At 53.7% G+C, this 14,057-nt stretch carries 13 protein-coding genes; 4 read left to right on the top strand and 9 right to left on the bottom strand.

Annotation, left to right across the window (positions count from 1 at the left end):
• Positions 1 to 117: 117 nt before the first annotated feature.
• Positions 118 to 1,320, top strand: a complete 1,203-nt coding sequence (sbcD, locus tag ACIPDS_RS12180; protein WP_400735933.1) for an exonuclease subunit SbcD — start codon at positions 118 to 120, stop codon at positions 1,318 to 1,320.
• A complete protein-coding gene (gene sbcC / locus ACIPDS_RS12175; RefSeq protein WP_400735930.1) occupies positions 1,317 to 4,457 on the top strand; it encodes an exonuclease subunit SbcC in 3,141 nt (1,046 codons plus the stop codon). The genes sbcD and sbcC overlap by 4 nt, the downstream gene beginning before the upstream one ends.
• Positions 4,458 to 4,654: 197 nt before the next feature.
• Here sbcC and mak read toward each other — a convergent pair whose 3' ends face one another.
• Positions 4,655 to 5,557 (bottom strand): fructokinase, encoded by a 903-nt coding sequence (gene mak / locus ACIPDS_RS12170; protein ID WP_400735927.1) that lies wholly within the window; start codon positions 5,555 to 5,557, stop codon positions 4,655 to 4,657.
• Positions 5,558 to 5,644: 87 nt separating this feature from the next.
• On the opposite strand from mak, the gene rdgC reads away from it, so the two are divergent.
• Positions 5,645 to 6,556 carry a recombination-associated protein RdgC gene (gene rdgC / locus ACIPDS_RS12165; protein WP_400735924.1) on the top strand — a complete coding sequence of 304 codons (912 nt, stop codon included), beginning with the start codon at positions 5,645 to 5,647 and terminating at the stop codon, positions 6,554 to 6,556.
• A 40-nt stretch (positions 6,557 to 6,596) separates the two neighbouring features.
• Here the strand turns inward: rdgC and ppnP are convergent, their stop codons facing one another.
• From ppnP to ACIPDS_RS12145, 4 genes are all read right to left on the bottom strand, one after another.
• Entirely contained in the window at positions 6,597 to 6,881 is a 285-nt protein-coding gene (gene ppnP / locus ACIPDS_RS12160; protein ID WP_400735921.1) for a pyrimidine/purine nucleoside phosphorylase, read from the bottom strand.
• A 77-nt stretch (positions 6,882 to 6,958) separates the two neighbouring features.
• Positions 6,959 to 7,636 carry an AroM family protein gene (locus ACIPDS_RS12155; RefSeq protein WP_400735918.1) on the bottom strand — a complete coding sequence of 226 codons (678 nt, stop codon included), beginning with the start codon at positions 7,634 to 7,636 and terminating at the stop codon, positions 6,959 to 6,961.
• 281 nt (positions 7,637 to 7,917) lie between these two features.
• On the bottom strand, positions 7,918 to 8,442 hold the full coding sequence (aroL, locus tag ACIPDS_RS12150; protein ID WP_400735915.1) for a shikimate kinase AroL: 525 nt from the start codon (positions 8,440 to 8,442) through the stop codon (positions 7,918 to 7,920).
• Positions 8,443 to 8,713: 271 nt separating this feature from the next.
• The gene (locus ACIPDS_RS12145) at positions 8,714 to 9,166 is read right to left on the bottom strand and encodes a YaiI/YqxD family protein (RefSeq protein WP_166514623.1); all 453 of its coding nucleotides are present in this window, start codon (positions 9,164 to 9,166) and stop codon (positions 8,714 to 8,716) included.
• Positions 9,167 to 9,338: 172 nt separating this feature from the next.
• Here ACIPDS_RS12145 and proC point away from each other — a divergent pair, with 172 nt between their 5' ends.
• Positions 9,339 to 10,148 (top strand): pyrroline-5-carboxylate reductase, encoded by an 810-nt coding sequence (gene proC, locus ACIPDS_RS12140; RefSeq protein ID WP_166514622.1) that lies wholly within the window; start codon positions 9,339 to 9,341, stop codon positions 10,146 to 10,148.
• A 55-nt stretch (positions 10,149 to 10,203) separates the two neighbouring features.
• Here the strand turns inward: proC and ACIPDS_RS12135 are convergent, their stop codons facing one another.
• The 4 genes from ACIPDS_RS12135 to ACIPDS_RS12120 form a co-directional block, all read right to left on the bottom strand.
• On the bottom strand, positions 10,204 to 10,539 hold the full coding sequence (locus tag ACIPDS_RS12135; protein WP_400735910.1) for a PsiF family protein: 336 nt from the start codon (positions 10,537 to 10,539) through the stop codon (positions 10,204 to 10,206).
• A 93-nt stretch (positions 10,540 to 10,632) separates the two neighbouring features.
• Complete coding sequence (gene phoA / locus ACIPDS_RS12130) at positions 10,633 to 12,042, bottom strand: alkaline phosphatase (protein ID WP_400735907.1); 1,410 nt, start codon at positions 12,040 to 12,042, stop codon at positions 10,633 to 10,635.
• A 96-nt stretch (positions 12,043 to 12,138) separates the two neighbouring features.
• On the bottom strand, positions 12,139 to 12,402 hold the full coding sequence (locus tag ACIPDS_RS12125; protein WP_400735904.1) for a sigma-S stabilization anti-adapter protein IraP: 264 nt from the start codon (positions 12,400 to 12,402) through the stop codon (positions 12,139 to 12,141).
• Between the two features lie 414 nt (positions 12,403 to 12,816).
• Positions 12,817 to 14,016 (bottom strand): multidrug efflux MFS transporter, encoded by a 1,200-nt coding sequence (locus ACIPDS_RS12120; RefSeq protein ID WP_400736730.1) that lies wholly within the window; start codon positions 14,014 to 14,016, stop codon positions 12,817 to 12,819.
• Positions 14,017 to 14,057 lie beyond the last annotated feature (41 nt).

Below are 14,057 nucleotides of genomic sequence, written 5' to 3'. Positions count from 1 at the left end.
AACATGACCGTGAGATGATAGCCCTTCACCGTTTATGACACACGGTATAAACATTCATCGAAATCTCTGTAGGTGAATGTTTATAATCAACTTTACGTCACTTTTCCCGGAACCGCTATGCGCATTATCCACACATCGGACTGGCACCTTGGCCAGAACTTTTACAGCAAAAGCCGCGCCGCTGAGCATCACGCGTTCCTGCAATGGCTGCTCGACACCGCAAAATCTGAGCAAGTTGACGCCATTATTGTCGCCGGTGATATCTTCGACACCGGCTCGCCACCGAGCTACGCGCGTGAGCTGTACAACCGATTTGTGGTCGATCTCCAGCAAACGGGCTGCCATCTGGTGGTGCTCGCGGGCAACCATGATTCCGTCGCCACGCTGAATGAATCCCGGGATATCCTGTCGTTCCTTAATACCACGGTCATTGCCAGCGCCGGTCATGCGCCCTTTATTTTAAATCTGCGCGACGGCACGCCCGGCGCCGTATTTTGCCCGGTGCCGTTCTTGCGACCGCGCGACATTATTACCAGCCAGGCGGGACTCTCCGCTCAGGAAAAACAGCGCCAGGTGCTGGAAAGCATTACCGAGTATTATCAGCAGCAATATCAGCAGGCCTGCGAACTGCGCGAGGATCGTCCGCTGCCGATTATCGCCAGCGGTCACCTGACCACCGTCGGCGCCAGCAAAAGCGATGCGGTACGCGACATTTATATTGGCACACTGGATGCGTTTCCGGCACAAAACTTCCCGCCGGCGGACTACATCGCGCTGGGTCATATCCATCGGTCACAGAAAATTGGCGGCAGCGAGCACATTCGTTACAGCGGGTCGCCTCTGTGTCTGAGTTTTGATGAAACCGGCAAAAGCAAAAGCGTCAATCTGGTCACTTTCGAAGGCGGAAAACTGGCTGAGGTCACGCCGCTTACCGTCCCGGTGACGCAGCCGTTGGCGGTGATCAAAGGTGATTTTGACAGCATTAGCGCGCAGTTAGCCGAATGGCGTAACGCACAAGCCGAACCGGCCACCTGGATTGATATCGAGATCGCCAGCGATGAATATCTTCACGACATTCAGCGCAAAATCCAGACGCTCACCGATGACCTGCCGGTGGAGGTGCTGCTGGTGCGCCGCAGCCGTGAACAGCGGCAGCGTATTCTGGCAAGTCAGGAGCGCGAAACCCTGAGCGAGCTGAGCGTCGAAGAAGTTTTCCACCGCCGACTGGCGCTGGAAACCCTTGAGGAAGAGCAACAACAGCGGCTGCACATGCTGTTTGTCCAAACGCTAAATGATTCTGGCGAGGAGGAACAGCCATGAAAATTCTCAGTCTGCGCCTGAAAAACCTCAACTCGCTTAAAGGCGAGTGGAAAATCGATTTCACTCAGGAACCGTTCGTCAGTAACGGCCTGTTTGCCATCACCGGCCCCACGGGCGCGGGGAAAACCACCTTACTCGACGCTATCTGTCTGGCGTTGTATCACGAGACGCCGCGGCTTAATACGGTGTCACAGTCGCAAAACGATCTGATGACCCGCGATACCGCTGAATGCCTGGCAGAAGTTGAATTTGAAGTTCAGGGCGTGGCCTACCGCGCCTTCTGGAGCCAGAACCGCGCCCGTAATCAGCCGGACGGGAATCTCCAGGCGCCGCGCGTAGAGCTAGCGCGTTGTGCGGATGGGCAGATTCTGGCCGATAAAGTAAAAGATAAGCTGGAGATGACGGCCTCCCTGAGCGGCCTGGACTACGGTCGCTTCACCCGCTCCATGCTGCTTTCGCAGGGTCAGTTCGCCGCTTTCCTGAATGCCAAACCGAAAGAGCGCGCCGAACTGCTCGAAGAGCTCACCGGCACCGAAATTTATGGTCAGATCTCAGCCCGGGTGTTTGAAAAGCATAAGCAAGCGCGCGGGGAATTAGACAAACTCCAGGCTCAGGCCAGCGGTATGGTGCTATTAAGCGAAGAGCAGCAGCAAACGCTGCATCAAAGTTTGCAGGCACTTACTAGCGAAGAAAAACAGCAGCAACATCAGCAGACTATCGCCACACAATATCAGCATTGGCTGGCGCGCCAGGCTGAGTTGACTGTGGATGCCAAAAAAAATCAGCAGGCGCTGGCAGAAACAGAACAGTCACTTATTGCAGCGCAGCCTCAGCTCACCGCCCTACAGCGCGCTCAACCCGCCGAGGCGCTGCGTCCACGCTGGACAAACATGCAAGAGCAGGCTGCCACCGTCGCCAAAACCGACCAGCTCATCGAGCAAGTGAATACTCGCTTACATGATGCCAGCCGACTCCGCGACCGGATCCGTTATACCGCCGAGCGTCAGAGCACAACGTTAAAGCAAACGCATAATGCACTTCTGCAATGGTTACACGAGCATGAAAGTATCCAGCGCTGGCAAGGCGAGCTGACCGGTTGGCGCAGCGCTTTCGCCCAGCAGGCTCGCGAGCGCACGCAGCTACAAAACCATGAGCTGCGGCTGCGCGAACGGGAAAAACAGTTAGCGCAATTGCCCGCGTCTACCTTAACGTTGACCCAGGATGAGCTGGCCGAGCAGGTTGCCCAACATGCCGCCACGCGTCCATTGCGTCAGCAGCTTAGCCGTCTGTATCCGCAGTTTATGCCCTTACAAGCTCGCCGCCAGCAGCTTGTCGAGGCCGGGCTTGTGCGTCAGCAGCAACTGGACAAACTGAATCAGGAACTCACTCAGCTGCGTCAGATATATAAAGATAAAAAGCAGCAGTTGAGCGACGTAAAGGCGATTTGTGAGCTGGAAGCGACCATTGTCCGTCTGGAAGCCGAACGTGCGCGTTTACAGCCGGGTGCGCCTTGTCCGCTTTGCGGCTCTACCCAGCATCCGGCGCTGGCGGAGTATCAGGCGCTGGCCCCCGACGCCAATAAAGCTCGCCGCGAGGTGCTGGAAAAAGAGGTCACTCGTCTGGCGGAGGACGGTGCAACGCTGCGCGCGCAGCTTGAAGCGCTGCAAAAACAACAGTTCAAAGACAATGATGAGCAAGCATCACTTTCTCAGCAGGAGCAAGTACTTACATCACAATGGCTTGAAACCACGCGCCTTCTGGCGATAACGCTGACGCCTTCGGACGATATCAGCGGCTGGTTAAGCGCGCAGGAAGAGGCCGAACAGCAACGCTATCAGCACAGCCAGCGGCTAGCGATTGAGGGGCAGATCCGCGAGCTTCAGGCACAGAAGAAACAGTTAAACGATGAATTGACGCAGCGTAGCGAAGCATTGGCACAAACGCTGTCGGCGTTCGGCATGACGCCGCCTGCCAGCGGTGAAGAATCGGCCTGGCTTGCCGCCCGCGAAGCGGAGATCCAACGCTTGCAGCAGCAGCAAAAGCAAAACCTGGATATTCAGCAACAATTGGCACAGATTCAGCCGCTACTTGAGACACTGCCTGCGGCGCAGATACCCGATGACGGTAGCCAGGCAAATCTTGACGGCTGGCAGCAAGTCCACAACGACTGCATCGCGCTGGAAAGCCAGCGGCAGACGCTGCAACAGCAGAAAACGCAGGAAAATGCGCGCCTACAGCAGGCCGAGCAGGCCTTCGATCAGGCGCTCGCCGATTCTCACTTTAGCAGCCGGGAGGCGTTTCTTGCCGCCCTGCTCGATGGTAATGAGCGTCAACGGCTGGAACAGCTTAAGCAATCGCTCGAGACTCAGCATCAGCAACGTCAGGCGCTTACCGCCCAGGTGCGAGAAGCGCTCGAGCGCCATCTTAGCCAGCGTCCGCAGGGTTTGCCCGCTGAGCTCACGCTTGAAGAGGTACAACAACAGCTGCAAACATTAGCCCGCCAGTTGCGTGAAAACAGCGAGCGTCAGGGGGAATTGCGCCAGCAGTTGAAGCAGGATAACGATAATCGCCAGCAGCAGCAGTCGTTACTAGTGGAGATTGAGCATGCTCAGGCCACGCTTGAAGACTGGGCGCATCTCAACGCGCTGATTGGCTCTAAAGAAGGGGATAAATTCCGTAAGTTCGCGCAAGGCTTAACCCTGGATAATCTGGTGTGGCTGGCGAATGAGCAGCTTAGCCGCCTGCACGGTCGCTATCTGCTCCAGCGCAAAGCCAGCGATGCGCTGGAGCTGGAAGTGGTGGATACGTGGCAGGCGGATGCGGTGCGCGATACCCGCACGCTATCGGGCGGCGAAAGCTTCCTGGTCAGCCTGGCCCTTGCGCTGGCGCTGTCGGATCTGGTGAGTCATAAAACCCGTATTGATTCACTCTTCCTCGATGAAGGTTTCGGCACGCTCGACAGTGAGACGCTGGACACGGCGCTCGACGCGCTGGATGCGCTGAATGCCAGCGGCAAGATCATTGGCGTCATTAGCCACGTTGAAGCGATGAAAGAACGGATTCAGGTGCAAATTAAAGTGAAGAAAATCAATGGGCTTGGGTATAGCCGGTTGGATAAGGTGTTTGCCGTCGACTAGGTGTCTTCCCGGCGGCGCTGCGCTTGGCCGGGCTACAATTGCATACGTAAATGTAGATACTGTGGGCATTGACAACATGTAGGCCTGATAAGCTACGCGCCATCAGGCATAACCGCGCACATTGCCGGATGGCGGCTATCCTTATCCGGCCTACACCAGTCGGTAGCCCGGGCGAGATGGTTACACCGACCCCGGGATCACGCAGGCCACAACCACGCCGCCCCGCGCACGCCGCTGGAATCACCATGCCGCGCTTTGCGAATCGGCGTCTCACATTCGCCGCCGAATACCCACGGTTTCACCAATGGCGGCACCGTTTCATACAACCGCTCAACGTTACTCATGCCGCCGGCCAGCACAATCACATCCGGGTCAAGAATATTGATAACATGCGCCAGCGCTTTAGCCAGTCGCTGTTCGTAGTGGCTAAACGCCAGCTTCGCCTGCGCGTCACCTTCGTCGATGCGCCGCATAATTTCAACGCCAGTCAACGTATTGCCGCTAAGACGGCGATAATCGGTGGCAAAGCCCGTGCCGGAAATAAAGGTTTCAAGACACCCCTGCTTTCCGCAGTAACACGGCACTTCTGCCCGATAACGCAGTTCGTCGTCGTTCATCCACGGCAGCGGATTATGGCCCCACTCGCCTGCCGTACCGTTCCCGCCGGTATGCACCCGACCGTTGATGGCGACACCTGCGCCACAGCCGGTGCCGATGATCACCGCGAATACGGTTTGTGCGCCCGCCGCCGCGCCGTCCACCGCCTCGGAAACCGCCATGCAGTTGGCATCGTTGGCTAAACGCACTTCGCGCCCCAGGCGACGGCTCAAATCTTTATCAAACGGTTGGCCGTTAAGCCAGGTCGAATTGGCATTCTTGACCACCCCGGTATAGGGCGAAATCGACCCCGGAATGCCTATCCCCACCGTGCCCGTTTCCCCGGTCGCTTTTTCAGCCAGAGAGACAAGATGGGCAATATTTTCAATCGTTTGCTGGTAATCACGCGGGGTTGGCAGGCGGTGGCGAAAAAGCTCCTCACCGGCATTGCTGAGCGCAATCACTTCTGTTTTTGTGCCACCTAAATCGATTCCAATTCGCATTCATTGCTCCTGTTTAAATCAATGCAAGGTCAGAGACAATTCGTTATCATTGCCCGCTGATTTAACGATAACACCGTGGAAATTATCATGCTGTGGTTCAAAAATTTAATGGTTTACCGTCTTAGCCGCGACGTTTCCCTGCGCGCAGCAGAGATGGAAAAACAGCTCGCTGAGATGACCTTTACCCCATGCGGCAGCCAGGATATGGCAAAAACCGGCTGGGTACCGCCGATGGGTTCACACAGCGATGCACTGACGCATGAAGTGAATGGTCAGATAATCGTCTGCGCCCGCAAAGAAGAGAAGATCCTTCCGTCCCCGGTGATTAAACAAGCTCTGGAAGCAAAGATCCAGAAGCTGGAAGCCGATCAGGGACGTAAGCTGAAAAAAACAGAAAAAGACTCGCTGAAGGATGAAGTGCTGCATTCCCTACTGCCGCGCGCGTTCAGCCGCTTTAGCCAAACCATGATGTGGATCGACACCGTTAACGATCTGATTATGGTCGACTGTGCCAGCGCCAAAAAAGCGGAAGATACGCTCGCGCTGCTGCGTAAAAGCCTCGGTTCGTTGCCGGTCGTACCGCTGACGATGGAAAATCCGATTGAGCTGACGCTGACCGAATGGGTTCGCTCCGGTACGGCGGCGCAAAGTTTCCAGCTGCTTGACGAAGCCGAACTCAAAGCCATTCTTGAGGATGGTGGCGTGATCCGCGCGAAGAAACAGGATCTGGTGTGCGATGAGATTGCGGTGCACATTGAAGCGGGCAAGCTGGTGACTAAGCTTGCGCTTGACTGGCAGCAGCGTATTCAGTTTGTGATGTGTGATGACGGTTCGATCAAGCGCCTGAAATTCTGCGACGAGCTGCGCGACCAGAATGAAGATATTGACCGTGATGATTATGCCCAGCGTTTTGACGCGGACTTTATTTTAATGACCGGCGAGCTGGCGGCATTGATTAAAAGTCTGGTCGAAGGATTGGGCGGCGAAGCCCAGCGCTAAACCTGCATTTCCCTTCCTGTCGCAACAGGAAGGGAATCCATTACAGATAGCGGCACAGATAAGACGTTGGCTCGGCGACCTCAAGATTAAACTCGCTGTGGCCCGGCACGTTGAACACATCTCCGGCGTTATAAACTTTCCATTCAATTTCCCCCGGCAACAGCACATTCAGCGCACCGCTAATGACGGTCATTTCTTCTGGCTGTGCGGTACTGAAAGTGTATTCGCCTTCTAACATCACACCGACGCTAGCACGACCCGTGCTGCTGCTGGTGAAACCGATGGATTTCACTTTTCCTTCAAAATAATCGTTGCTCTGAAGCATAAACCGGCCCTTATTGTCTTGTCGTAAAAAACCAATATAGGGTTGCGAACAGAAGCCTGTCACGCAAAATCATACGGTTAACATAATAATTCTGCGGCCAGTCTGGCGACTAGCACATTCGATAAGAGAACCGGAACATCCAGCGCCTTTTGTAGCAGATCCCGGTGGCGCTGGTCATAGCCAAGCGAGTCCAGCACCAGTACGTCTGCCCCTCGCTCCACTAATGAATTGCCCGCGGAAATCAGATGTTCATCGCTGTCACGGATAGGGTTTGCTAACGCGTAGTAGGGTGAGCTTGGCAGCATCTGCCATTTTTCCTGCTGCGCACTTAAAATCGCTTCAACCGGAACCAGCACTCCCACCTGGTGCCCTTCAACGATTGAGGCCACCAGCGGCGGAATAATTCGCTGAGGCTCTAAAAGCATGGCATTACGCGCCACCATGCCGCGCAGTTTGAAAGTATTGAGTAAAAGAATGACGTCATAGGACTGATTATCGAGAATTTCGATCACCGCCTGTAGGCTTTTCTCGACCTTCAGACGAGAAACTTCAACAAACTGGTTATCGTTTAACAGGACTAACAAGCGCTCTTCACCGGGATCTGGCGCATACTCCTCCATCACTTCCGCACGACTCATTTTCCCCAACAAGGTCATATGGGTAATTTGATCTTCCCTGATGTGCTCGGTTAAAAGCGGCAATACTTCACTGACGGGTACAACCCCAATCGTTAGAATCGCCATCGTTGCACTCATGTTATCTACCTTCTACCTTGCATTGTTCACTTCACACATAGCCACCTGGATGGATGAAAAATACCGCTCAAAAGCGTAGCAGTACATTCTTTAGCCTGAATGTAAAGATTCCAGTAATTTCCAGTACTCTCCTGATATAGATTGATTTTAACTTTTCTATAACATTAATAATAAGTAATAAATGTGATTTACGCCCGAAATAGCCACGAATAATTTATGGCTATTTCGGCAGGCAAAGCGGAAGGATAAGCGAGATTGAAGACGAAAAAAGCAGGTCTTTGTTAGCTTGCGGTCACCAGGGAAAGGGCGTTAAGGATAAGCGTGACCACCTGGTCAGGTGTTGCCGAGGCGTCAACAATATAATGGGCGGTTTCACGGTACAGCGCGTCACGCTGGGCCAGAACTTCAGCCACTTCTTCGCTGATTGGCTTGCCGGTAAGCGTAGGCCGCTGTTCAGCCTCTGGAAAGGCTTCCAGTCGACGGGCTAATATCGCTACCGGGGCATCAAGATAAACGACAATGCCATTTTGTCGCATAAACGCACGATTTTCCGCCGCAAGTATAATTCCCCCACCGGTGGCGACCACCGTTCCCGGCTGCGTAACGGATTTCAAGGTTTGCGTTTCACGGGCACGGAATCCCGGCCAGCCTTCTGCGGCCACAATTTCCGCGACGCTCATACCGGATTGCTGCTGCAGAGCGAGGTCGGTATCCACAAAGCGGAAATGGCAGGCATGGGTCAGCGCTTGGCCTATTGTTGTTTTTCCGCAGCCTCTGGCTCCGATAAGAAAAATAGGCTGTGTCATTACCTGGAATTCCCCCTGATGATGCGAATGTGCGGGACGAGCATTTGAAGCGTGGATCATATCACCAAACTAGTACACAAGTAAGTGTAAACCTAAGATTACAAGAAGAACGCGTTACGTTATTTATCGCCCATTCAGGCGGATAAAGAGCTCAACATAAGCGTAAAAAAAAGATGCCACATGGCGTAGCGCTAACAGTACATGAAATTATCTTGCTTTGACAAGCCAGTTAATGCGGCAAAGGTAGCACATTCTGGTATCAGAAATCCTGTCAACCGCGCTTCACGGCCAGCAACCATTTATCGAGTTCGGCGGCAAACTGCTGGCGGTCACGCTGAGAAAGTGCACTGGGGCCACCGGTTTGAATGCCGCTTGCGCGCATGGTGTCCATAAAATCGCGCAAGGTTAAACGCTCGCGGATTGTCGCATGGCTGTAGCGTTCGCCACGCGGGTTCAGAGCCGCACCGCCCTTTTCCAGCACCTCCGCGGCCAGCGGAATATCGGCAGTCACCACCAAATCACCCGGCTGGCACAGACGGACAATTTCATTATCCGCCACGTCGAAGCCCTGCGGCACGACCATGGATCGAATATAGCGCGATGGCGGCACGCGCAGATACTGGTTAGCCACCAGCACCAACTCAGTTTGCGTACGGTCTGCGGCGCGGTAAAGCACCTCTTTAATCACATTCGGACACGCATCCGCATCCACCCAAATCGTCATCAAGACTTCCTTTTACACGGGAACGTTAAGCGAGATTATACGGTAAGCCGCCGCAATGGCGTAATAAAGTGCGCGCCCGAGTCTCCCCGCAATGGTTCCCGCGCTGCAAATTGGATGAATTTGCGTGTATAACAGTAAACTACGTATAAAAACAGACTGAGGGAGAAACGTGATGGAGAAGAAAATTGGCTTCATTGGCTGCGGAAATATGGGCAAAGCCATTCTTGGCGGCCTGATTGCCAGTGGTCAGGTACTTCCTGGGCAGATTTGGGTCTATACGCCATCGCCGGATAAAGTAGCCGCGCTGCGCGATGAGTATGGCATTAACGCCTCGCAAAGCGCTCAGGAAGTGGCACAGGTAGCAGATATCGTCTTTGGGGCCGTTAAACCCGGCATTATGGTGAAGGTACTTAGCGAAATCGCCTCCAGCCTGAATAAAGATTCTCTGGTGGTGTCGATTGCCGCAGGCGTGACCTTAGAACAGCTGGCGCGGGCGCTGGGTCATGATCGTAAGATCATTCGTGCTATGCCGAATACCCCTTCACTGGTGAACGCAGGGATGACCTCCGTGACCCCGAATGCGCTGGTCACGCCGGAAGATATTGCCGACGTACTGAATATTTTCCGCTGCTTTGGCGAAGCGGAAGAGATTGCCGAACCGATGATTCATCCGGTCGTTGGCGTCAGTGGCTCCGCCCCGGCCTACGTGTTTATGTTTATCGAGGCGATGGCCGACGCCGCCGTGCTGGGCGGTATGCCGCGTAAGCAGGCATATAAGTTTGCCGCTCAGGCGGTAATGGGCTCCGCGAAGATGGTGCTGGAAACAGGCAAGCATCCCGGTGAGCTTAAAGACATGGTCTGTTCTCCAGGCGGTACAACGATTGAAGCGGTGCGCGTTCTGGAAGAGAAAGGATTCCGTTCTGCCGTGATCGAAGCGATGACGAAATGCATGGAAAAATCAGAGAAGATGAGCAAGTCGTAAACGCTATGACCCGGCAATCGCTGCCGGGTCACACTGACTTACCATAGAATTGAGATTATTTTTTCTTCAGACAGGTACTCATGAAGGTTTTACGCTCGTCGCCTTTTAAGGTCTTTTGAGCCGCCTGCGCATTACAATCCTTCATCTTTTGTTGCTGTGGCGTCAACGTTTTACCGTCGGCAGCCGCTCCTGCGCCTTTAAGGCAGGTACTCATATAGGTTTTACGCTCATCACCTTTGAGGGTTTTGGCGGTCGCCTGTTGGTTACAGCTGCTCATACGCTGTTGCTGCGGAGTCAGGCTTTTCTCCGTTGCCGTGGCGGTGGTTGCCGCAGACGCTGAAGCCGCAACAAACATTCCGCACAGCAAAGTCACCATTAATGTTGTTTTCATTACACCATCCTTTTGTGAGAGATCACCGTAAGTCTGGTCTCAGAAAGCCATTAAAACAACCCGGCCCCGCGATTTCGCTGCCGGGTTGAATCATTACAGCCCCAATGCCGCTTTCATGGTGTAGTAAAGATCGGTCTGATCCGTCAGCCCAACCACATTCGCCGCGTGCGGGCCATAGGCCGCAATGCGCAGCTGCGTCCCGGTATGTTCCATCGACTCCTCTTCCGAATTGCCGTAGCTCATCACCATCACCGCGCCGTCTTTGGTGTTCAGCGCCTGAGTCAGCCCCGGCGCTTTGGTGTCAGGCGGGATAATCTGGCTGGAGTGTGCGTGGTCGGCGGTGACGATAACCAGGGTATTGCCATCTTTTTTGGCAAATTCCAGCGCTTTTTGTACGGCTTCATCAAGGTCGACCGTTTCACCAATCTGCCCACACGGATTAGCGGCGTGATCCTGCTTGTCGATAGAAGCCCCTTCCACTTGCAGGAAGAAACCCTTCTCATGCGTACTGAGTAACGCGATGGCTTTGTCGGTCATCTGCGCCAGCGTCGGCACGCTCTCATTGCGTTTCGGGTTTGGTGTACAGGTGACCGCGGCTTTATCGATGTTGCCATGGTAGGAGGCTTTTGGCCCTTCCCAGCGCACGGGCATATTGCCGTCGGAGAACAGTCCCAGCAGCGGTTTATCCTGATTTGCCTGGGTGATAGCGGCAAGCGTAGTGGCATCGTTCACCAGTTGATAGCCGCGCGCCTGGGCCTGCTCGCGCAGGGTTTTGCCCTGCCATTCCCCGGCCGTTGCCGTTTCGGCAAAGGTTTTCGCCCCGCCGCCTAGCGTCACATCAGCACGGGCGTTGAGCAGCTGTTCGGTAATCGAGCCTTTGCCCCCTTTTTCCAACGCATTCGTTGGGCATTTTTCTGAGGTCACGCTTGGACCATAGCATTTGCGCGAGGTGACGTGGGAAATCAGCGCCGCCGGTGTGGCATCCTGAAGCTCCGCGGTCGAGACGTTGCCGGTCGCAAGACCAGCCGCTTTTGCCAGCTCCAGAATGGTCTGGTGGTCTTTTTCGTGGATATCCACGCCCAGCGCGCCGTTATAAGTTTTCACCCCGGTGCTCCAGGCCGTTGCCGATGCAGCCGAGTCAGTCACGTAGTCCGGTTTACCGGTTTTTTTATCCAGCGAGTAGTGCGTGTACTGACCGGTCAATGGCAGAGCGTCAATCCCTTTAAAAAAGCCGCCAGCGCCCTCGGCATAATTTCGCGCAGCGGTAATTTCCGAATCCCCCATTCCGTCACCAATCAGCAAAATCACGTTCTTTGCTTTTTGATTATTGAGTGATGCGCGAATAGCTTCAGTCTGATCGGCAGATAAACGACGAGCGCCGCCAGGCTGGGTGATATCACCTTGCGCTGCGCGGTTATCAAGAACCGCGGTATCAGCGTTGGCATGAACAACGGGCAGGCTTAACAGAGGTAATAATGCGGCAAAAATTGCGCTGTATTTCACTTGATCTTCTCCATGTATAAATACGTCAATAACGAAACAAGGAGACTGTAAGAAAAGAGCGTGACAGTTTAATGACAGCGCCTGAAAGTGTTTTACCTACTGATTTTCGTAGGTGAGAAATAACCGTTTAACATGGTGATATAATAATTCATTATTATGATCGACATCATGTTCCGCAGGCTCAAGCTTATTCAACGTCGCCGTGATATCGCCCTCTAATGATTGTGGGGATTCCTGCTTCATATGCTGTAAAAGCGTCGTTACCACCACTTCCAGCGCATCAACCTGAATGCGTAATGCATTGGCTTCATCTTCCTTCTCTGCCAGTCTCACCAGCAGTTCAGCAATGAAGTTTTTCATCGCACTTTATCCTTGTATGACAGATGGGCAGGGAGTCAGCCCCTAAACTAAATAGACCGATATACCCGTCATACTTCAAATTGTAGGTGCGTTGTCTACGCTCGTTCACCCCGGTCACTTACCAGAGTAAGCTCCCGGGATTCACTCCCTTACCGCCTGCCTGCAACTCAAAGTATTTAGGGTATAAACGCCACGATTCTATTCCCCTAAAACAAGGTGAATAGAATTACAATAATCAGACAATTCTGCAATACCAATAGATAAAAAATATAATCCGTAGCTATTTCATAGCATTGGTTTTTTGGCAGGCCAGCGAAACGTTTTGCTGGTGAAATATTGCTATTACTTATGGATAATAATGCTGGCTGGAGGATGGAATAATAGCGGCTCCATTATTCCATCCTTTTAACGATATTACTGGCGAACCGGCCGAGTCCGGCGCAACATCACCGCTAATTGCCACAGGTTGATCAAAACGATCACCGCGGTGACAATAAAGACCCAACGGAACCCCGCCATTGCCGATACCGAGGCACCAATTAACGGCCCGACGACGTTGCCCAGATACATAAACGACTGGTTATAACCGAAAATACGTCCAGTGACCCGCTCACTAATATATTTAAGCAATAGCGTTTGCACGGCGGGCAGCATTGCGCCATCCGCAAAGCCCAGAATAAAGCGCAAAATGCCAAGCTGAAGCGGCGTGGTGACAAACGACATGGCAAAAAAGAGCACCACCGCAAAGATTAAGGTGCCAACTAAAATACGCGCAGTGCCAATGCGATCGCCAAGTTTACCCAAGCGAGGCGCCGACATCAGCGCCGAGACGCCCGGCACGGCGGCAATCATGCCGCTCAAAAAAGCTATGTTGCCGCTATCGGGTGACATCGACTGGATAAACAGCGTCAGAATAGGACTGATAGAGCCATTACACAGCTGAATCACCATGGTGGTGACAAAAAGACTGATCACCAGGCCCGGATACGGCAGCGAAGCAAATACCGCTTTACCGCTGAGCTTCTCGCCTTTATTCAGCTGGGGTCGCGGCCCCTCTTTGATTAAAAACAGCGTCACCATAAAGCTTATCAACAGCAGGAAAGCGGTGATGAAGAACACCTTCCGCAGTCCGACGTGGTCGGCCAGGAATCCGCCGAGCAGCGGCCCGCCTATCACCCCGGTAATCTGCGCAGTTGAGAGCGTGCTGAGCGCCCAACCGCTGCGGTCGCGCGGCACCTGTGAGGCCACCAGCGCCATGGCATTGGGAATATAGCCGGAGGTTAAGCCCATAATCGCGCGCAGGATAAACAGTTGCCAGACGTTGGTGGCGAAGGCCTGTAGCAAAATCGCAATCGCCATCCCCAACGAGGCCCGTAATAACATCAGCTTGCGGCCTTTACGGTCAGCAAGGCTGCCCCACATCGGCGACACCACTGCTGATACCAGGAAAGTGACGCTAAAGGTCAGCCCAGACCACATTGAAAGCGACTGATGCGAGGTGACCCCCAACTGCGCGATATACAGGGGTAAAAAGGGTAAAATTTGACTGATCGCCAGACCGGTGAAAAAACACCCGAGCCAAACGGAAATAAGGTTAACCTTCCAGGATTCCATCACGAAATGTTGTCAGTTCAAGTTGCGGGAACGAGTGCACA

Origin of the sequence: Kluyvera sp. NPDC087067, assembly GCF_044745165.1 — a bacterium.
Taxonomy (GTDB): domain Bacteria; phylum Pseudomonadota; class Gammaproteobacteria; order Enterobacterales; family Enterobacteriaceae; genus Kluyvera.
The sequence above is the reverse complement of the archived record's forward strand: the minus strand, read 5'-3'. Positions and strand labels throughout refer to the sequence as shown.

Coding starts and splice junctions, on each gene's coding strand:
- sbcD (WP_400735933.1), top strand. CDS start 118: ATGCGCATTATCCACACATCGGACTGGCACCTTGGCCAGAACTTTTAC.
- sbcC (WP_400735930.1), top strand. CDS start 1,317: ATGAAAATTCTCAGTCTGCGCCTGAAAAACCTCAACTCGCTTAAAGGC.
- mak (WP_400735927.1), bottom strand. CDS start 5,557: ATGCGAATTGGAATCGATTTAGGTGGCACAAAAACAGAAGTGATTGCG.
- rdgC (WP_400735924.1), top strand. CDS start 5,645: ATGCTGTGGTTCAAAAATTTAATGGTTTACCGTCTTAGCCGCGACGTT.
- ppnP (WP_400735921.1), bottom strand. CDS start 6,881: ATGCTTCAGAGCAACGATTATTTTGAAGGAAAAGTGAAATCCATCGGT.
- ACIPDS_RS12155 (WP_400735918.1), bottom strand. CDS start 7,636: ATGAGTGCAACGATGGCGATTCTAACGATTGGGGTTGTACCCGTCAGT.
- aroL (WP_400735915.1), bottom strand. CDS start 8,442: ATGACACAGCCTATTTTTCTTATCGGAGCCAGAGGCTGCGGAAAAACA.
- ACIPDS_RS12145 (WP_166514623.1), bottom strand. CDS start 9,166: ATGACGATTTGGGTGGATGCGGATGCGTGTCCGAATGTGATTAAAGAG.
- proC (WP_166514622.1), top strand. CDS start 9,339: ATGGAGAAGAAAATTGGCTTCATTGGCTGCGGAAATATGGGCAAAGCC.
- ACIPDS_RS12135 (WP_400735910.1), bottom strand. CDS start 10,539: ATGAAAACAACATTAATGGTGACTTTGCTGTGCGGAATGTTTGTTGCG.
- ACIPDS_RS12125 (WP_400735904.1), bottom strand. CDS start 12,402: ATGAAAAACTTCATTGCTGAACTGCTGGTGAGACTGGCAGAGAAGGAA.
- ACIPDS_RS12120 (WP_400736730.1), bottom strand. CDS start 14,016: ATGGAATCCTGGAAGGTTAACCTTATTTCCGTTTGGCTCGGGTGTTTT.